Genomic DNA, 20,075 nt, shown 5'->3' with positions numbered 1-20,075 from the left:
GCGCACGCCGGTCCCGTCCGTGGATAAGCCCGCCCGAAAGGTGCTGCTCATGTCATCCAGCTCGCGGCCGATCCTGTTCGTCAGCCTCCCCGAGAGCGGTCTGTTCAACCCGGTCCAGACGATCGCGGGCGAGTTCGCCCGGCGCGGTGTCCCGGACCTGTGGTTCGCCACCGACGAGGAACGCCGGGGCGATGTCGAGGCGCTGGCCGACGCGTCGACGGTACGGTTCGCCTCACTCGGCGAGGTGGTGCCGGAGTTGTCGGCCCTGACGTGGGACGAGGACGTCTACGCCAAGGTGACGGGCCCGAAGCGGTTCGCCGCGCATGCCGCCATCATCCGCCACACCTACGATCCGGCGCTGCACGTCGACAAGTACAGGCGGCTCCTCGAGATCGTCGAGGAAGTAAAGCCCGCGCTGATGGTCATTGAGAGCCTCACCGCGTACGCCATTGACATCGCGATCACCCGCAAGATCCCGTACGTGCTGGTGGTGCCGTTCCTGCCCAGCAACTACGTCACCTCCTACACCCCGTTCGGCAAGGCGTACACGAACGCCGACTTCCCGGTGCCGCACTCGGGCCTGTCCGTGAACATGACCCGGCGCCAGCGCATCGAGAACCGGCTGTTCCGGTGGCGCACCATGGGGATCTTCCTCCGTCCCTCCATGATGCGGATGCTCAGGAAGGACAAGCTCACCCGTGAGGAGCTCGGCATCGACCCGGTGGCGCGTCGCTTCATGGCGAAGATCGACCGGGCCGACCTCGTGCTGGTCACCTCGCTTGCCGAGCTGGACTACCCGTTCACGGTGCCGGACAACATGCGGATGGTGGGCGCACTGATCCCACCGCTGCCGCAGGCTCCCGACGACGGCCTCGGAGACTGGCTGTCGAAGCACGAGTCCGTCGCGTTCGTCGGCCTCGGCACGACCACACGCCTGACCGCCGCGCATGTCTCGGACGTGCTGGAGGTGGCTCGCAGGCTCGCCGATCGGACCCACTTCCTGTGGAAGCTGCCGAAGGGCCAGCAGCACCTGCTGCCCGACGGGCCGCTACCGGCGAACGTCCGCATAGAGAGCTGGGTTCCCTCACAGCTGGACGTGCTCGCGCATCCGAACGTGAAGCTGTTCGTCACCCACGGAGGCGGCAACGGCTTCCACGAGGGGTTGTATTTCGGGAAGCCGATGGTGGTCCGTCCGCTGTGGGTCGACTGCCACGACCAAGCGGTGCGCGGCCAGGACTTCGGCGTGAGCCTCACGATCGATCCGCACCGGGCCGGCGCCGACGACATCGAGCGGGCCATCACCCGGGTGCTGGACGAGCCGTCGTTCGGCGAGCGCGCACGCCACTTCGGCGAACTCCTGCGGGCGGCAGGCGGCGCGGCCGCCGCCACGGACCTGGTGCTGAATCTGCCCGCCCTGACCGGTCATCCGGCCACCAACGAACAAGCGAGGACCTGATGGACATCAAGTACCCGGTCTCCCGGCCGAGCATGACAGGGGCCGAACTGGCGTACGTAACCGAAGCGGTCGACAGCGGGTGGATCTCCGCGCACGGGGCCCACGTCCGGCGCTTCGAGGAGACGTTCGCCCGGTACAACGACATGGCGCACGGCGTGGCGTGCTCGTCGGGCACCGCGGCGCTCACTCTTGCTCTGCGCGCCCTGGGCATCGGCCCCGGTGACGAGGTCATCGTGCCGGAGATGACGTTCGTCGCCTCCGCGTGGGCGGTCACCTACACCGGCGCCACACCGGTGTTCGTGGACTGCCGGGACGACCTGAACATCGACCCGGACCTGATCGAGGAGAAGATCACACCCAGCACCAGAGCGATCATGCCGGTGCACGTCGACGGCCGGCGCTGCGCGATGGACCAGATCATGGACATCGCCTTCGAGTACAACCTGCGGGTGGTGGAGGACTTCGCGGAGGCGCACGGCATCATGCCGGTCGGCGACGTCGCGTGCTACTCACTGTTCGCCAACAAGATCATAACCGCGGGGGAGGGCGGCGTCTGCCTCACCAACGACCCCCGGCTGGCCGGGCAGATGGCGCACCTGCGCTCCATGGCGTTCACCAAGGACCGCAGTTACCTGCACAAGAAGATCGGCTACAACTTCCGGATGACCGCGCTGCAGGGTGCGGTGGCGCTCGCACAGGCGGAACGGATCGACGAGATCCTGGGCACCCGCAAGGAGATCGAACGCCGTTATGACGAGGGGCTGGCCGGCATCGACGGGATCACCCTGATGCCGCCGCGCGACGTGCTGTGGTTGTACGACCTGCGGGCGGAGCGGCGCGAGGAGCTGTGCCGGCACCTGGCCGCCGAGGGCATCGAGACCCGCGTGTTCTTCAAGCCCATGAGCCAGCAGCCCATGTACCGCGACCCGGTGTGGCCGACGCTCAACGCCACCCGGTTCAGTCTGGACGGCTTGTACCTACCGACCTACACCGATCTGACCGCGAGCGACCAGGAATTCATCGTCAGCCAGGTCCGTGCCTTCTACGGCGTCGGCTGACCGGCGCCCCGATCCCGATGGGACGTGTGCACATGACGCTATCCGAACCCGAAGCGACGGAGTTCCCCGTACGGCTGCCCGGTGAACCCTTCCCGCCGCGTCAGTACGCCGACTTCCGCAAACGGCCCGGTCTGATCCGCTCGACGCTGCCGACGGGCAGCCCCGTGTGGCTGGTGTCGCGGCACGAGGACGTGCGCACCGTGCTGACCGACCGCCGGATCAGCTCCAACCCCGCGCGCGAGGGCTTCCCCAACGTCGCGAAGACAGGCGGTGTGCCGACGCAGGAGCAGATCCCCGGCTGGTTCGTCGGCATCGACCCGCCGGAGCACGGCAGGTTCCGCAAGGCACTGATCCCCGAGTTCAGCGTGCGGCGCATCAGGGAGTGGCGGCCGCTTATCCAGGAGACCGTGGACCGCTGCGTCGACCACCTGCTGTCCCTCGGCGACTCCGCCGACCTGGTCGCCGAGTTCGCGCTGCCGGTGCCGTCACTGGTGATCTCGACGATGCTGGGCGTGCCGTTCGTGGACCGGGAGTTCTTCGAGTCGCGCACCAAGACGCTGGTGAACCTGAAGACCACCACCGAGGACGAGCGGAGCGCCGCCGTCCAGGAGCTGCTGCGCTACATCGGCAGGCTCATCAAGGTCAAGCAGAAGCGGCCGGGCGACGACCTGATCTCCCGGCTGCTGGAGTCCGCGGTACTGACCCCGGAGGAGCTTACCGGCGTCATCATGCTGCTGCTGATCGCCGGGCACGAGACCACCGCGAACAACATCGCGCTCGGCGTGGTGACCCTGCTGTCGAACCCGCAGTGGATCGGCGACGACCGCGCGGTGGACGAGCTGCTGCGCTACCACTCGGTCGCGGACCTGGTCGCGCTGCGCGTGGCGGTCGAGGACGTGGAGATCGGCGGCCAGCTCGTCAGGGCCGGGGAGGGCATCATCCCGCTCATCGCCGGCGCCAACCACGACCTGGACAGCTTCGAGCGGCCCGACGAGTTCGACCCGGGCCGGGCCGCGCGCCACCACGTCGCGTTCGGCTACGGCGTGCACCAGTGCCTCGGGCAGAACCTGGTGCGCGCCGAGATGGAGATCGTCTACCAGACGCTGTTCCGCCGGGTGCCGACGCTCGCGATCGACGCGGACGTCGCGGCCCTGCCGTTCAAGTACGACGGCACCCTGTTCGGCCTGCACGAGCTGCCCGTCCGTTGGTGAGTCCGGTGAGTCCGGTGAGTCCGGGAGGAACGAAGTCATGAAGATCAATGTGGACAGGAGCCGGTGCGTCGGCGCGGGTCAGTGCGTACTGACGGCGCCGGCGCTGTTCGACCAGGGCGAGGAGGACGGCCTGGTGGAGGTGCTCGAGGCCGAGCCGGACGCCACGCAGGCCGCCGCCGCGAGGATGGCGGCGCAGGTCTGCCCGTCCGGCACGATCACTCTGATCCACTAGGGGTTCTCCCACTCCTACGGCCGCACAGGGGCCGGGGACCAGCGGGGCGGTTCCGCTCCGCTGGTCCCCGGCCCTTCTCCGTTCCCTATCGGTTCCATGTACGGCACAGCGTGCGCACGCTTTCTGCTCGCGGGCGCACGCTGTGTCTTTGTTCGTCTGTTCGTCTGTTCGTCCGTAGTGCTGTGTGTCGGGTACGGCCGAGGTCGGGTCGCCGGCGCCGGCGACCCGACCGACCGCGGTCACGGAGTCACAGCGTGGCCAGCCACTCCTTCATGACGGTCGCCGTGACGTGGGAGTCCCGCTGCGCCAGCGAGAAGTGGTCGGCGTCGATGGTGCGGACCGTCCGGGCGGGGACGAGCAGCTCCTGCTGCCCGTGCTCCACGCTCGCGTCGGGGTCACCGAGCAGGGGCACGCTGCATCGCACCAGCAGCGTCGGCGCAGTGGTCGGCGGAACCTCCAGGGCGGACATGCGGTTGAGGTAGTGCGCCATGGCCGACAGCCGGTTGCTGTCCACCGTCACGGTGGCCGAGTCCGTCTCGCCCATGAACCTCCTGGCCAGCTGCCGGTAATCCACGCTGTCCCCGTGTTCGTGCCGCAGGCTGAGCGTGTCCAGCATGATCACGCCGTCGGCGCGCACACCCCACATGGTCTCCAGCAGCCCGGCCACCGCCAGGGCCAGCGCACCGCCCGACGAGTGGCCGACCAGCACGAACGGGTCCCCGTCGCTGGCGTGCAGCACACTTTCCGCGACGGCCCGTGTGATGGCCTGCGCCGAGCCGGGCAGGCCCTCCCCCGCCGCGAAGCCGACCAGCGGCAGCGCCTGCACACCACGGTCGCCGCGGAAGTGGGCGGCGATACGGGCGTACTGGTGCGCGCCGCCGACGGACACGGGTGAGCTGATGCAGATCAGCCGCGGCCCGGCCGGCCCGTCCGCGAGGGTGACGGGCTCGGGCAGCTCCTCCAGTTCGGCCGGCGACTCGAACAGCGGCCGGGTGAGGGCGATGGCCTTGAGCAGCTCCCAGCCCTCGTCGACCTTGCCCGCCCGGACCGCGTCGAAGTACACCTTGCCGACGGTGTCGCCGGACCGCCCGGCCGTGCTCTCCGGGGCCGGGCCGACGTGTTCGGCGAGCTGGCCGCGCAGCCACCGGGCCAGCTCGGCGGGCGACTTGTGGTCGAGTACGACCGTGCTGGGCAGCCGGAGACCGACCGTGTCGGCGAGCCGGTTGCGCAGCTCCACCGACATCAGCGAGTCGAAGCCGGCCTCCAGGAAGTCGCGCTCCGGGTCCATGTCGCTCGCGTCGGCGTGGCCGAGCACGGCCCCCGCGTAGTCGGTGATCAGCTCACACAGCACCGTGTCCTGGTCGGCGGCGGAGAGCCCGCTCAGCCGGTCGCGCAGCGTCGCCGTGGACACCTCGGACGCGTCCGCGGCGGCGCGGCGGCGCGGGGACCGCAGCAGGCCGCGCAGGATCGGGTGCGTGGCCGGTCCGCCCCTCACCCCGGGCTTCACCGCGAGCGGCACGAGCAGTGCCTCGTCGGTGGCGGACGCGGCGTCGAACAGGGCCATGCCCTGCGCCACGGTGAGCGGCATCGAACCCGAGTTCGCCATCCGCCGCATCTCGGCCTGCGACAGCGCCTCCGTCATGCCGGCATCCTGTGCCCAGGCGCCCCAGGCCAGCGACAGCGCGGGACGCCCGGCGGCGCGGCGCCGGGCCGCGACGGCGTCCAAGGCGGCGTTGGCGGCCGCGTAGTTGCCCTGGCCGGCGCCGCCCATCACGCCCGAGAGCGAGGAGTACAGCACGAACGCGTCCACGTCGCCGACGAGTTCGTCGAGGTGCTGCGCCGCGTCCACCTTCGGCCGCAGCACGGCCGCCAGCCGCTCCGGCGTCAGCGTGTCGAGCACGCCGTCGTCCAGCACGCCCGCCGTGTGCACGACCGCCCGGACCGGGTGCTCGGCCAGGAGGGCGGCCACCGCGTCACGGTCGGCCACGTCGCACGCCGCCAGCGTGACGTCGGCGCCCTGCTCGATCAGCTCGGCCGCCAGCTCCCGCGCGCCCGGCGCCTCCGGGCCGCGCCGGCTGACCAGCAGCAGTTTGCGCACGCCCCGTTCCGCGACGAGGTGCCGGGCCAACGCGCTGCCGAGGCCGCCGGTGCCGCCGGTGACGAGGACCGTGCCGTCCGGGTCCCACGCCCGGGGTTCCGGCGCGGTGCCGAACCTCGCCAGCCGTGCGACGGCGGCCGCGCCGCCGGTGAGGACGGCCTGTGTCTCGCCGTCGTCCAGCAGGCCGGGCGCCGCCGCGACGAGCAGCCGCGACGCTTCCGTGTCGTCGACGTCGAGCAGCAGGAACCGGCCCGGGTTCTCGGCCTGGGCCGCCCGTACGAGACCCCACACGCCCGCCGCGGGCACGTCCGCGCCGGTCGTCGCACCGGAGGTGACCAGCACGAGCGGCACGTCGTCGGCACGCTCGTCGGCCAGCCAGGTCGTGAGCAGGGCAAGCGCCGATGCGGTGGCGTCCTGCACCGAATCGCCCGTGACGGGCGCGAGTACGAGATCGGGCCGTGTGGCCAGCACCGTGTCCGGGGTGTCGCCGTAGCCGACGACGTCGCAGCCCGCGCCCACCAACGCGGCACCGAGACCGAGGGTATCGGCGCCGAGCACCGCCCATCGCCCGCCCGTCACCGGGGCGACGTCGACCGGCGTCCAGTCGAGGCGGAACAGCCAGTCGGACTCCGGCCGCACCGGCCCGGCGGCGACGGGCTCACGCAGAGCCAGCGACGCCACCGACACCGCGGGGCGGCCGGTCGCGTCGACCGCCGTGACGGAGACGGCATCGCCGCCGAGCGACGTGATCGCCACGCGCAGCAGCGCCGGTCCGGAGGCGTGCAGCGTGGCGCCCTCCCACGAGAACGGCGCCAGCACACGGCCGGCGGCCTCCGGCAGGAACGCGACCGCCTGCACCACCGAGTCGAGCAGTGCCGGGTGCACGCCGAAGTCCGCGGCGTCCCCGATCGAGTTCGGCAGCGCCACCTCGGCGTACACGGTGTCGCCGGCCCGCCGCACCTCGCGCAGGCACTGGAACGCCGGGCCGTAGCCGAAGCCGTCGTAGTGCGAGCCGATGTCGACGGGTTCGGCGTCGCACGGCGGCCACGCCACGGTCGCGCCGGACACGCCGCCGGTGGTGAGGGTGCCGGTGGCGTGGGGCAGCCACTCGCCGCCGATCGCGTCCTGGCGGGAGAACACGCCTATGCGGCGGCGTCCCCGCTCGTCGGCGGCGGCGACCCGTACCTGCACCGCGACCGCCCCGGTCTCGGGCAGGGCGAGCGGGGCCGCGATGGTGAGTTCCTCGACGGTGTCGCAGCCGACCTCGTCGGCCGCGCGGAACGCCAGCTCCGCGAAGGCGGTGGCCGGGAACACGACGGCGCCGGCCACGACGTGGTCCGCCAGCCACGGATGGGTGCGCAGGGACAGCCGTCCGGTCAGCAGGGTGTCGCCATCGGCGAGTTCGACGGCCGCGCCGAGCAGCGGGTGCGCCACCGAGTCGAGACCGGCGCCCGTGACGTCGGCCGCGCCGGAGCGGGCCTGCGGCCAGTAGCGGACGTACTGGAAGGGGTAGGTCGGCAGATCCACCGGCCGCGCCGGCGGCAGCACCGCGCGCAGATCGACGGCGACACCGCGGGTGTGCAGGCGCGCGAGCGCGGTGACGGCCGACTCCTCCTCCGGGCGGTCCCGCCGCAGCAGCGGCACCGTGGCGGCGGTGTCGACGGTCGCCGCGATCATCGCGGAGAGCGTGCCGTCGGGCCCCAGCTCCAGGAAGGTGGTCACGCCGTCCTCGGCCATGGCGGTGACGGTGCCCAGGAACCGGACCGGCTCGCGGACGTGCCGCACCCAGTAGCCGGGGTCGGTCGGGGCGCCGGAGACCAGGCCGATCGTCGGCCGCGCGAACGTGACGTCAGCGAGGGCGGCGGCGAAGCCGTCGAGCATCGGGTCCATCAGCGCCGAGTGGAACGCGTGCGACACCGGCAGCCGCTTGTGCTTCCAGCCTCTCCCGGCCGCCACGGCGGCGACCCGCTCCACCGCTTCCGTCCCGCCCGCGACGACGGTCGCCGCCGGTCCGTTCACCGCCGCGACGGTCGCCCCCTCGCCGAGCACGGCGACCACGTCGGCCTCCACCGCCGATACGGCGAGCATCGCGCCGCCCTCGGGCAGGGCACCCATCAGCTCCGCCCGCGCGGTCACGAGACGGCACGCGTCGGCCAGCGACAGCACGCCCGCGACATGCGCGGCGGTGATCTCGCCCAGCGAGTGCCCGCCCACGGAGTCCGGTCGTACGCCCCACGACTCCACCAGCCGGTAGAGCGCCACCTCCAGCGCGAACAGCGCCGGCTGCGACCAGCGCGTGCGGTCGAGCACCTCGGCGTCCCCGCCCCACATCACGTCGCGGACCTCGGTGCCCAGCTCCTTGACGGCGGCGTCGAACGCCTCGGCGAAGACCGGGAAGCGCTCGTACAGCTCGCGGCCCATGCCCAGGCGCTGCGAGCCCTGTCCGGTGAAGACGATCCCCAGCCGCCCGCGCGCCACCGTGCCGGCCACGACGCCCGGTGCCGTGCCGTCGGCGGCCCACTCCGCGAGCGCACCGGCCAGGTCGTGCCTCGTGCGGCCGGTCGCCACCACGCGGTGCTCGAACCCGGTGCGTGCGGCGAGCGCCGCCGCGACGTCCGCGGCGTTCCAGTCCGGCTCCCGGCCGACGCGCTCCACCAGCGCGGCCACCTGGTCACGGAGCGCCGCGGCGGTCTTCGCCGACAGCGCCCACGGGATTACCGACGTCTCCGGCGCGCTAACCGAGGTGTCCTGCGTGGGCGCGTCCTCCGTGAGCGCGTCCTGCGTGGGCGCCTGCTCCAGAATCGTGTGGGCGTTGGTGCCGCTCACGCCGAACGAGGACACACCGGCCCGGCGCGGACGTCCGGTCTCCGGCCACGGCGTGGCGGCCGTCGCCAGCTCGACCGCGCCCTCGGTCCAGTCCACGTGGGACGAGGGCGCGTCCACGTGCAGCGTCTGCGGGACGACGCCGTGCCGCATCGCCATGACCATCTTCATGACGCCGGCCGCACCGGCCGCGGCCTGTGTGTGGCCGATGTTTGACTTCACGGAGCCGAGCAGCACCGGCCGCTCGCGGTCCTGGCCGTAGGTGGCGAGCAGGCTCTGCGCCTCGATCGGGTCGCCGAGCCGGGTGCCGGTGCCGTGCGCCTCGACCACGTCGACGTCGCCGGCGGAGAGCCCGGCGCTGGCCAGTGCCTGCTCGATGACCCGTTGCTGGGACGGCCCGTTGGGGGCGGTGAAGCCGTTGGACGCGCCGTCCTGGTTGACGGCGGAGCCGCGCACCACGGCCCAGACGGGGTGGCCCAGCCGCTGTGCGTCGGACAGCTTCTCCACCACGAACATGCCGGCGCCCTCGGACCAGCCGGTGCCGTCGGCGGCGTCCGCGAACGCCTTGCAGCGCCCGTCCGACGCGAGCGCGCCCTGGCGGGTGAAGCCGGCGAACCGGAGCGCGGTCGACATCACGGTGACGCCGCCGGCCAGCGCGAGGTCGCACTCCCCCGCCCGCAGCGCCTGCGCCGCCAGGTGCAGCGCCACCAGCGACGACGAGCAGGCGGTGTCCACGGTGACCGCGGGGCCCTCGAGGCCGAACGTGTAGGACAGCCGGCCGGCGATCGCGCTCGCCGCGATGCCCGTGCCGGCGTGTCCTTCCGCGTCCTCGACGGAGTCCAGTACCAGCGAGGCGTAGTCCTGTCCGTCGGTGCCGGCGAACACCGCGGTGCGGCTGCCGCGCAGCGACGCCGGATCGATGCCGGCCCGCTCGAACGCCTCCCACGACGTCTGCAGCAGCAGCCGCTGCTGCGGGTCGAGCACCACGGCCTCACGCGGCGAGATGCCGAAGAAGCCCGCGTCGAACCCGGCGACGTCGTGCAGGAAGCCGCCCCGCAGCGTGGCGCTGTGGCCGGGGCCCTCGCCGGAGAGCAGGTCCAGGTCCCAGCCGCGGTCGGCCGGGAAGGGCACGATTCCCTCGCGGCCTTCGGCGACCAGCTCCCACAGCTGCTCGGGGCTGGTGACGCCGCCGGGGAACCGGCAGGCCATGCCCACGATCGCGACGGGCTCGTGGTGGCCGGACTCGGCCTCCTCAAGTCGGCGCCGGGTCCGGTGCAGATCGGCCGTCACCCATTTCAGGTACTCGACCAGCTTTGTGTCGTCCGCCATCGCGGTGGCTGCCTTTCGGTGCGGAGTGAGCGGAGGGAGCGGAGTTCAGCGGTCGTTGATCCGGCCGAGCTCGTTGTCGATGAAGGCGAAGATCTCGTCGGTGCTGGCCGAGGAGATCTGTTCCGTGACGGCCTCGCCGTCGGGTGCCGCGTCGGTGGTGGCCCACTGCGCTGCGAGGCCCCGCAGCCGGGCCGTGATGCCGGCGCGGGTGATCGGGTCGGGATCGGCGCCCGCCAGCGCGGACTCCAGCCGGTCCAGCTCCGCGAGCAGGTTCGGGGCCTGCGCCTCGGCGGTGGCCGTGCCGCCGAGCCGGGACAGCAGGTGGTCGGCGAGCGCGGCGGGGGTCGGGTAGTCGAACACCAGGGTCGCGGACATCCGCAGCCCGGTGGCCGTCACGAGCCGGTTGCGCAGCTCCACGGCGGTCAGCGAGTCCATGCCCAGGTCACGGAACTCCCGGTCGTCGGCGATGCCGTCCGTGGAGTCGTGCGCCAGCACCGCCGCCACCTCGGCACGCACCAGGTCCAGGACGAACCGCGTACGCGCCTGCTCGTCCAGCCTTGCGAGCCGGTCCGTGACCGGCATCGCCGGTGTCGCCTCGGCCGACGGGCGGCGGCGTCGCGAGCGCACGAGGTCACGCAGCAGCGGATGCGGCGCGCCGCCGAGGGCGCCGGGGCGTACCGCCAGCGGCACGAGCACCGGCTCGTCGGTGGCGACGGCCGCGTCGAAGAGCGCGAGGCCCTGCGCCACCGTGAGCGGCGCGGAGCCGGAGTCCGCCATGCGCTTGATGTCGGCCTCGGTCAGCGCACCGGTCATACCGGCGTCCTGCGACCACGGGCCCCACGCCAGCGACAGCGCCTTCAGACCGTCCGCGTGCCGCTCGCGGGCGAGCGCGTCGAGGGCGGCGTTCGCGGCGGAGTAGTTGCCCTGGCCGAGGCTGCCGAGCGTGCCCGCGACGGAGGAGAACAGCACGAACGCGTCCAGGTCGGCCGTCAGCTCGTGCAGGTGCCGGGCGGCGTCCACCTTGGGCCGGAGCACGCCGTCGAGTCGCTCCGGGGTGAGTGCGGTGACGACGCCGTCGTCCAGCAGCCCCGCGGCGTGCACGACGGCGGTGACCGTGCGCCCTGCGAGGACGGCGGCCAGGGCGTCGCGGTCCGCGGCGTCGCAGGCGACGATGTCGACCTCCGCACCGCGCCCGATGAGCTCGGCCGCCAGCTCGCCCGCGCCGGGCGCCCCGAGGCCGCGCCTGCTGAGCAGCAGCAGCTTCCGTACTCCGTGCTCCATGACGAGGTGCCGGGCCAGCTGCGCGCCGAGGCCGCCGGTGCCGCCGGTGACGAGCACCGTGCCGTCCGGGTTCCAGTCGGACGGCCGCTCCTCGCCGGCGAACCGGGCCAGCCGGCCGGCCTTCACGGTGCCGTCCTCGATGACGGCCTGGGTCTCCCCCGCCGTCACCAGTTCCGGTGCCACCGCGAGCAGCGGCCACTCCTCGGCGGCGGCGTCGAGCAGCAGGAAGCGTCCCGGGTTCTCGGCCTGTGCGGTGCGCACCAGGCCCCACACGCCGGCGGCCGGGACGTCCGCACCGGACACGGCGCCGTCGGTGACGAACACCAGCGGCACGTCCTCGGCGCGCCGGTCGGCGAGCCATTCCTGGACCAGGCCGAGCGCCCGTGTCGTCGCGTCGAGCACGGAGGCGCCGGTGACCGGCGCGAACACCACATCCGGTCCGGCGGCGAGCGCGGCGCCGACGGTGTCGTGCCGCACCGCGCCGGCGAGTTCGCCCGGCTCGGCGCCGAGCACCACGAAGGTCCCGGTCACCGGCCGGACGGCGAGCGGTGTCCAGTCGACGCGGAACAGCCAGTCGGGACGGCGCGCCGTGTCCTCCTGCGACGGCGCGCGCAGCACCAGCTTGCCCACGGTCACCACGGGCCGGCCCGCGCCGTCCACCGCCTCGATGCCGACGGCCTCGTGGCCGCCGCGGGTGAGCCGCACGCGCAGCATGGTCGCGCCCGTGCGGTGCAGGGCCACGTCCTCCCACGAGAACGGCAGCACGCCACGGCCGCCGTCCGCGGACTCGACCCAGCCGACGGCGTGCAGCACGGCGTCGAGCAGCGCCGGGTGGATGCCCATCCGGTCCGCACAGCGGGCCGTGGCGGGCAGCGCCACCTCCGCGAACGCCTCGCCGTCCCGCCGCCACACCGCGCGCAGGCCCTGGAAGGCCGGACCGTAGTCACCGCCGTCGTAGAAGCCGGCCAGGTCGACCTGGTCGGTGCCGGGCGGCGGCCACGCCGCCGCGAACTCCGTATCGACGTCCGGGCTTTCGGCTCCGAGCGTGCCAGCGGCGTGCTGGAGCCACTCGCCGACGTGCCCGGCGTCGCGGGACCAGACGCCCACCGACCGCCGGCCGTCCTCGCCGGCCGCGCCCACCCGCACCTGGACGGCGACGGCGCCGTGCCGGGGCAGCTCCAGCGGCACCGACAGGGTCAGCTCCTCGACGGCGCCCGCGCCGGCCTCGTCGGCGGCGCGCAGCGCCAGCTCCGCGAATCCCGTGCCGGGGAACAGGATCCGGCCCAGGATGACGTGGTCCGCCAGCCACGGCTGGGTGGCCAGGGAGAGCCGGCCGGTGAGCACCACGCCGCCGTCGCCGGCCAGTTCCACGGACGAGCCGAGCAGCGCGTGGCCGAGCGCCGACTGCCCGACCGACGCGACGTCGCCGCCCACACCGCCGTCCGGCCAGAACCGGGAGCGCTGGAACGCGGCGGTGGGCAGGTCCACCGGACGTGTCCCGAGCGGCACGAAGAACGCGTCCCACGCGACGTGCTCGCCGCGTGCGAACAGACGCGCGAGCGCGCTCACCACGGTGGTCTCCTCGTCGCGGCCCGCACGCAGCACGGGGATGGCGGTGACGGGATCCGGCGCGGTGTCCTCGACCATCGCGCACAGCGTGGCGTCGGGGCCCAGTTCCAGGAAGGTCGTCGCCCCGGCGGCGAGCAGCGCGCGCACGCCGTCGGCGAACCGGACCGGTCGCCGCACGTGTGCCACCCAGTAGGCGGCGTCGCGGATCTGCGCCGCCTCGGCGACCGTTCCGGTCACGGACGACACCAGCGGGATCCGTACGTCGCCGAACTCGAGGCCCGCGAGGGCGTCGGCGAAGTCGCCCAGTATCGGGTCCATGTGCGCCGAGTGGAAGGCGTGCGACACCGTGAGCCGCTTGTGCTTCCAGCCGCGCTCGTCGGCCGCGGCGGCGACGCGTTCGACCGCGTCCTCGTCGCCGGCGACGATCACCGCCGTCGGGCCGTTGACCGCCGCCACCGACACCGCGGCGTCCAGCAGCGGCGCGACGTCCTCCTCGGCCGCCGCCACGGCGAGCATCGCGCCGCCGGCCGGCAGCGCACCCATCAGTACGGCGCGGGTGGCGACCAGCCGGCAGGCGTCGGCCAGGTCCAGCACCCCGGACACGTGCGCGGCGGTGATCTCACCGAGCGAGTGGCCGGCGACGAGGTCGGCCCGTACGCCCCAGGACTCGACGAGCCGGTAGAGCGCCACCTCGACGGCGAACAGGGCGGGCTGCGACCAGTTCGTGCTGTTCAGGGTGGAGGCGTCGGCGCCCCAGAGGACGTCACGGACCGAGCCGGGCAGGTGCCGGTCCAGCTCGGCGGCGACCTCGTCGAAGGCCTCGGCGAACACCGGGTACCGGGCGTGCAGGTCGCGGCCCATGCCGAGCCGCTGCGAGCCCTGGCCGGTGAACAGCACGGCCAGCTTCCCGGTCCGTGCGGCGGTGTCCGACACCACGCCCGGCGCGGGGTCGCCCGACGCCCACGCGGACAGCGCCGCCGCGAGGTCCGCGGTGTCACGGCCGACGGCGGCGACCCGGAGTTCGTGGGCGGTTCGGCCGGTGGCCAGTACGGCGGCCACGTCGGCGGCGCTCGTCGTCGCCCCGACGTGCGCGACCAGCCGCGCGACCTGCTCCCGCAGTGCGGGCAGCGTCCGGCCGGACACGATCCACGGCACCACGTCGCGTACCGGGCGCTGTTCGGCCGGCGGCGGCTCGGGCGCCTGCTCCAGGACGGTGTGCGCGTTGGTGCCGGAGATGCCGAACGACGACACGGCGGCACGGCGCGGCCGCCCCGTCTCCGGCCAGGGCGTCTCCTCGGTCAGCAGCTCAACCGAGCCCGCCGACCAGTCCACGTGGGAGGACGGGTTCCGTGCGTGCAGGGTGCGCGGGAGCACGCCGTGCCGCATGGCCTGCACCATCTTGATCACGCCTGCGACGCCCGCGGCGGCCTGGGTGTGCCCGAGGTTCGACTTCACGGAGCCCAGCAGCAGCGGGCGTTCCCGGTCGCGGCCGTAGGTCGCCAGCAGGGCCTGTGCCTCGATCGGGTCGCCGAGCGCGGTGCCCGTGCCGTGCGCCTCCACGGCGTCGACGTCGTTCTCGGTGAGCCGGGCGTTGGCCAGCGCCGCGCGGATCACCCGCTGCTGCGACGGCCCGCTCGGCGCGGTGAAGCCGTTGGACGCGCCGTCCTGGTTGACGGCCGAGCCGCGCACCATCGCGAGCACCGGGTGGTTGTTGCGGCGGGCGTCGGACAGCCTCTCCAGCAGGAGCATGCCGGCGCCCTCGGCCCAGCCGGTACCGTCGGCCTCGTCGGCGAACGCCTTGCAGCGCCCGTCGGAGGCGAGGCCGCCCTGCTTGGAGAACTCCACCAGTGCGCCCGGCGTGCTCATCACGTTCACGCCGCCGGCCAGCGCCAGCGTGCACTCGCCGGCGCGCAGGGCCTGTGCCGCCCAGTGCAGCGCCACCAGCGACGACGAGCACGCCGTGTCCACCGTGACCGCCGGTCCTTCGAGGCCCAGGGTGTAGGAGAGCCGGCCGGACATGGCGCTGGCCGCGATGCCGGTGCCCACCTCGCCCGTGCTCTCCGCGGGCGAGCGCACCATCAGGTACGCGTAGTCCTGGCCGTTGGTGCCGACGAACACGCCGGTCCGGCTGCCGCGCAGGGACGCCGGGTCGACGCCGGCCCGCTCGAACGCCTCCCACGAGGTCTCCAGCAGCAGCCGCTGCTGCGGGTCCATCGCCAGCGCCTCGCGCGGCGAGATGCCGAAGAAGGCGGGGTCGAAGTCGGCGGCGTCCGGCAGGAAGCCGCCGAGCAGCGTGGTGTCGCCGCCCGCCAGTTCCCCGATGTCCCAGCCGCGGTCGGCGGGGACCGGCGTGATGGCGTCGTCGCCGGCGGCGACGAGCCGCCACAGGTCCTCGGGCGACGCGACGCCGCCCGGGAACCGGCACGCCATGCCGACGATCGCGATCGGCTCGGTGGTGGCCGCGACCAGCCGCTGGTTCTGCGTGCGCAGCCGCTCGGTCTCCTTCACGGCCGCCCGCAACGCCTCGACGACCTTGTCGGTGCTGTCCTTGGGTGTGGTCACCGAAAATCTCCCTCCCTCAGTCGAGCGTCAGGTCGGACGAGCCGTTCAGCGCGGCTCGGACCAGGTCGTCCACGGTCATCTCGTCGACGTCCACCTTCTCGTCGGCGTCGTCCGGCTCGCTGCCCTCCGCCGGTCCGGTGCCGCGGCCGGCCAGTTGCAGCAAGGGCTCCAGCACGCCGATCTCGCGGAGCCGGCCGAGCGACACGGAGGCGAGCAGCGCGCGGACGGCCGCCTCGTCGCCGTCGGCCACCGAGCCGCCGGTCTCCTCGTCGAGCCCGATCTCGTCGAGCAGGTACGCGGTCATCGCCGAGGGCGTCGGCCGGTCGAACACCAGCGTGGACGGCAGTGTCAGCCCGGTCGCGGCGGTGAGCCGGTTGCGCAGTTCGACGCCGCTCAGCGAGTCGAAGCCCAGGTCCCGGAACGACCTGTCGGGTCCGAGCAGTTCGGCGTCGGCGTGGCCGAGCACCGCCGACGCGCTGTCCTGCACCAGCCGCAGCACCTCCTCCCGGCGCTGCACCGCCGTCAGGCCGGCGAGCCGCGTCAGCAGCTGCGGCGCCTCCTCCTGCCACTGCGCCGAGGCGTCGAGGGCCTCGCTGCCGGGCAGTTCCTGGAGCAGCGTCCGCAGGTGGGACCCGGTGGCGCCGCGCAGGAACGCCGCGGCGGTCACCTGGGCCACCACCGCGGTGGCCACCGGCTCCGCGACGAGCTGCCGCAGCGCCAGTACGGCCGACGCCGGGTCCATCGCGCCGACGCCGGTGCGCCGCGCGCCCTCGTCGGCGCGTGCGGTGGCGGCCATGCCGTCGCCGCCCCAGGCGCCCCACGCGATCGACGTCGCCGCGAGGCCCTTCGCCCGGCGCTGTTCGGCCAGCGCGTCGAGTACGGCGTTCGCGGCGGCGTAGTTGGCCTGGCCGGGGTTGCCCACCGCGCCCGATGCCGACGAGAACAGTACGAAGCCGGTCAGGTCGAGATCACGCGTCAGCTCGTCGAGCAGCAGTGCCGAGGTCACCTTGGCGCGGAACACCTCCTGGAAGCGGTCCGGCGTCAGGGCGTCGACCACGCCGTCGTCCAGTACGCCCGCCGTGTGCACGACCGCGGTCAGCGGGTGCTCGGCCGGGATGCCGTCCAGCAGCGCGGTCAGGCCATCGCGGTCGGCCACGTCGCACGCCGCGAGGGTGACCCGCGTACCGAGGCCCTCCAGTTCCGCCCGCAGTGCGGCGGCGCCGGGCGCGGCCTCGCCGCGGCGGCTGGCGAGCAGCACGTGCGGCACGCCCTCCGCGGCGAGCGACCTGGCGACGTGCGCGGCCAGCGCGCCGGTGCCGCCGGTCACCAGGACCGTGCCGTCCGGCGTCCACAGTCGGTCCGGGTCGGCCGCCAGCGCCGGGACGAGCCGACGGCCGAACACCGCGCCCGGCCGTACCGCGACCTGGTCCTCACCGCCCTCGCCGGACAGCGCTCCCGGGAGCCGGGCGGCCGCGGCGCCGTCCAGCAGGGACGGCAGGTCGACGAGACCGCCCCAGCGGTCGGGGTGTTCGAGGGCCACGATGCGCCCGAGGCCCCACACCGCCGCCTGCACCGGGTGCGCCGGCGGCTCGCCCGCGTCCACCGACACCGCGCCACGGGTGGCGCACCACAGCGGCGCGGTGATGCCGGCGTCGCCGAGGGCCTGCACGAGCGCGGTGGTCAGCAGCACGCCGTTCGGTACGGCGCCGACCGTCGTCTCGTCCAGCGCCAGCAGTGAGAGGACGCCCGCGATCCGCGTACCGTCGACGGCCTCGCGCAGCCGTACGGCCACCCGCTCACGGTCGGTGTCGCCGATCTCGATCCGGACGGTGTCCGTGCCGAGCGCGCCGACCACGGTGTCCGCCCAGGCGTCACCGGCCGGGCCGGCCGGCAGCACCGCGAGCCAGGTGCCCGTGACGGCGGTACGGCGTCCGGCGACGGGGCGCCACGCGATCCGGTGCCGCCAACCGTCCACCGTGGCCTGCTCGTCCTTCGCGCGCCGCCAGTCGAGCAGCTTCGGCATGACCTTCGCCAGTGCCTCGCCGTCGACGTCGAGCAGGGACGTGAGCGATGCCAGGTCCGTGTCCTGGACGGCCGCCCAGAACCCGTCGTCGTCGCGCCGGCCGGCGGGCACGGCCGTGGTCGCCGTGGTCGCCGTGGTCTCCGGCCAGAACCTCTCGTGCTGGAAGGGGTAGGTGGGCAGCTCGATCCGGGCGGCGCCGGCGTGCACGCCGGCCCAGTCGATGCGGACGCCGCGCGTGAACAGCGTGCCGAGTGCCGCGGCCAGTGCCGCGTCCTCGTCCCGGTCGCGGCGCAGCGAGGCCACCGCGACCGGTCCCGCGCCGTGCATCGCGACGGTGTCCTGCGCCATCGCGGTGAGCACGCCGTCGGGGCCGATCTCCAGGAACGTCGTGACGCCGCGGTCCAACAGGGTCCGCACGCCGTCGGCGAACCGGACCGCGTCACGGACGTGCCGGACCCAGTACGCCGGGTCGGTGACGAGGCCACCCGGCTCGACGACCACGCCGGTGAGCGTGGAGACCAGCCGTGTCGTCGGGACGTGGTAGGTCACCCGGTGGGCGACGCGCTCGAAGTCGGCGAGCATCGCGTCCATGTGCGGGGAGTGGAACGCGTGGCTGACGTTGAGCCGCCTGGTCCTGCGTCCCTGCCGCGCGAAGTGCGCGGCGAGCGCCTCGGCCGCGTCGGCGTCACCGGCAATCACCACCGCCTCGGGGCCGTTCACCGCCGCGATGGACACGGCATCGGTGAGCAGCGGCATCACCTCGTCCTCGGAGGCCTGTACGGAGACCATCGCGCCGCCGGTCGGCAGCGCCTGCATCAGCCGCCCGCGGGCGGCGACCAGTGCCGCCGCGTCGGCCAGCGAGAACACGCCGGCCACGTGGGCCGCGGCCAGCTCGCCGACGGAGTGCCCGGCCAGGAAGTCGGGCCTGACGCCCCAGGACTCCACCAGCCGGTACAGGGCCACTTCCAGCGCGAACAGCGCGGGCTGGGTGAACTCCGTCCGGTCGAGCGCGCCGTCCGTGCCGTCCCACATCACCTCGCGCAGTGGCCGCGCCAGATGCGGGTCCAGCTCCGCGACGACCGCGTCGAACGCCTCCGCGAACACCGGGTACAGCTCGTACAGGCGACGGCCCATGCCGGTGCGCTGCGCGCCCTGTCCGGTGAACAGGAACGCCACGTGGCCGCTGCCGGCCCGGTCCGTGAGCACGGCAGCCGACCGGGTGCCCTCGGCGAGGGCGGTGAGCCCGTCCCGCAGGGCGTCGGCGTCGGCCGCGAGCACGGCGGCGCGCCGGTCGAACATGCTGCGGGTGGTGCCGAGGGAGAGTGCCAGGTCCGGCAGCGAGGTGATGTCCGTTGCGAGCAGCCGGCGGGCCTGGTCGCGCAGTGCCGCACCGGTCACCGCGGAGAGCGGCAGCGCCAGCATGCCGTGCGGACGCTCGGGAACCCTTTCGGTCACGGTCGGCGGCGGCACTTGTTCCAGGATCAGGTGCGCGTTGGTGCCGCTGGCGCCGAAGGACGACACCGCCGCGCGGCGGGCCCGGCCGGCCTCCGGCCAGGCCGTCGCCTCGGTGACGAGCCGTACCGCGCCGGACGACCAGTCCACGTGCGAGGACGGCGTGTCGGCGTGCAGGGTCCGCGGCAGTGTGCCGTGCCGCATGGCCAGCACCATCTTGATGACACCGGCGACACCGGACGCGGCCTGGGTGTGGCCGATGTTCGACTTCACGGAACCCAGCAGCAGCGGGGTCTCCCGGTCGCGGCCGTACGTCGCCAGCAGCGCCTGTGCCTCGATCGGGTCGCCCAGCCTGGTGCCGGTGCCGTGCGCTTCCACGGCGTCCACGTCGGACGGTGCCAGGCCGGCGGCTGCCAGCGCCCGGCGGATGACCCGCTGCTGCGCGGGGCCGCTCGGCGCGGTCAGGCCGTTGGAGGCACCGTCCTGGTTGATGGCCGAGCCGCGCAGGATCGCCAGCACCTCGCGGCCGTTGCGCCGCGCGTCGGACAGCCGCTGCAGGACGATCATGCCCACGCCCTCGGCCCAGCCGGTGCCGTCCGCGGCGTCGGAGAACGCCTTGCAGCGGCCGTCCGGCGACAGCGCGCCGAGGTCGGTGAACTCCACGAAGTTGACGGGCGTGGACATCACCGTCACGCCGCCGGCCAGCGCCAGGTCCGTCTCGCCGGACCGCAGTGCCTGGGCCGCCAGGTGCATCGCGACCAGCGACGACGAGCACGCCGTGTCCACCGAGACGGTCGGTCCCTCGAGGCCGAAGGTGTAGGCGAGGCGGCCGGACAGCAGGCTCGCCGACTGCGCGGTCTGCCAGTCGCGCCCGTCGGCGACGGGCCGGTAGTCGCCGCTGATGCCGCCGACGTACACGCCCGTGTCCGAGCCGCGCAGGCCAGCCGGGTCGACGCCGGCCCGCTCCAGCGCCTCCCACGC

6 protein-coding genes and 1 pseudogene (1 of these 7 running past the window's edge) are annotated in these 20,075 nt (G+C 73.9%); 4 read left to right on the top strand and 3 right to left on the bottom strand.

The window, feature by feature from the left end; genetic code table 11:
* Positions 1–49: 49 nt before the first annotated feature.
* The 4 genes from IE142_RS29775 to IE142_RS29760 are packed head-to-tail and all read left to right on the top strand — an operon-like array spanning position 50 to position 3,957.
* The gene (locus tag IE142_RS29775; protein WP_191888611.1) at positions 50–1,456 is read left to right on the top strand and encodes a glycosyltransferase; all 1,407 of its coding nucleotides are present in this window, start codon (positions 50–52) and stop codon (positions 1,454–1,456) included.
* On the top strand, positions 1,456–2,514 hold the full coding sequence (locus IE142_RS29770) for a DegT/DnrJ/EryC1/StrS family aminotransferase (RefSeq protein WP_191888610.1): 1,059 nt from the start codon (positions 1,456–1,458) through the stop codon (positions 2,512–2,514). Before IE142_RS29775 ends, IE142_RS29770 begins: the two co-directional genes overlap by 1 nt.
* A 32-nt stretch (positions 2,515–2,546) precedes the next feature.
* A complete protein-coding gene (locus IE142_RS29765; protein WP_191888609.1) occupies positions 2,547–3,725 on the top strand; it encodes a cytochrome P450 in 1,179 nt (392 codons plus the stop codon).
* A gap of 37 nt (positions 3,726–3,762) precedes the next feature.
* The gene (locus tag IE142_RS29760) at positions 3,763–3,957 is read left to right on the top strand and encodes a ferredoxin (protein ID WP_043386536.1); all 195 of its coding nucleotides are present in this window, start codon (positions 3,763–3,765) and stop codon (positions 3,955–3,957) included.
* A 247-nt stretch (positions 3,958–4,204) separates the two neighbouring features.
* Here IE142_RS29760 and IE142_RS29755 read toward each other — a convergent pair whose 3' ends face one another.
* From IE142_RS29755 to IE142_RS29745, 3 genes and pseudogenes are all read right to left on the bottom strand, one after another.
* A complete protein-coding gene (locus tag IE142_RS29755) occupies positions 4,205–10,207 on the bottom strand; it encodes a type I polyketide synthase (protein WP_191888608.1) in 6,003 nt (2,000 codons plus the stop codon).
* Between the two features lie 45 nt (positions 10,208–10,252).
* Positions 10,253–15,589: pseudogene (locus IE142_RS29750) on the bottom strand (type I polyketide synthase); the annotation flags it as partial.
* Positions 15,590–15,635: 46 nt separating this feature from the next.
* Positions 15,636–20,075 carry the final stretch of a type I polyketide synthase gene (locus tag IE142_RS29745; protein WP_229830978.1) on the bottom strand. The gene runs 23,373 nt beyond the window's last position, so 4,440 of the gene's 27,813 nt are visible here — the last part of the coding sequence; the start codon falls outside the window, past its right edge; the stop codon is at positions 15,636–15,638.

It is taken from the genome of Streptomyces mutabilis, from assembly GCF_014649815.1.
In the GTDB taxonomy this organism is placed as follows: Bacteria; Actinomycetota; Actinomycetes; order Streptomycetales; family Streptomycetaceae; genus Streptomyces; species Streptomyces mutabilis.
This window is presented reverse-complemented; position numbering and strand designations above follow the sequence as displayed.

What these genes read in the sequence shown, in the direction of transcription:
- IE142_RS29760 (WP_043386536.1), top strand. Translation starts at nt 3,763, where the DNA reads ATGAAGATCAATGTGGACAGGAGCCGGTGCGTCGGCGCGGGTCAGTGC.
- IE142_RS29755 (WP_191888608.1), bottom strand. Translation starts at nt 10,207, where the DNA reads ATGGCGGACGACACAAAGCTGGTCGAGTACCTGAAATGGGTGACGGCC.
- IE142_RS29775 (WP_191888611.1), top strand. Translation starts at nt 50, where the DNA reads ATGTCATCCAGCTCGCGGCCGATCCTGTTCGTCAGCCTCCCCGAGAGC.
- IE142_RS29770 (WP_191888610.1), top strand. Translation starts at nt 1,456, where the DNA reads ATGGACATCAAGTACCCGGTCTCCCGGCCGAGCATGACAGGGGCCGAA.
- IE142_RS29765 (WP_191888609.1), top strand. Translation starts at nt 2,547, where the DNA reads ATGACGCTATCCGAACCCGAAGCGACGGAGTTCCCCGTACGGCTGCCC.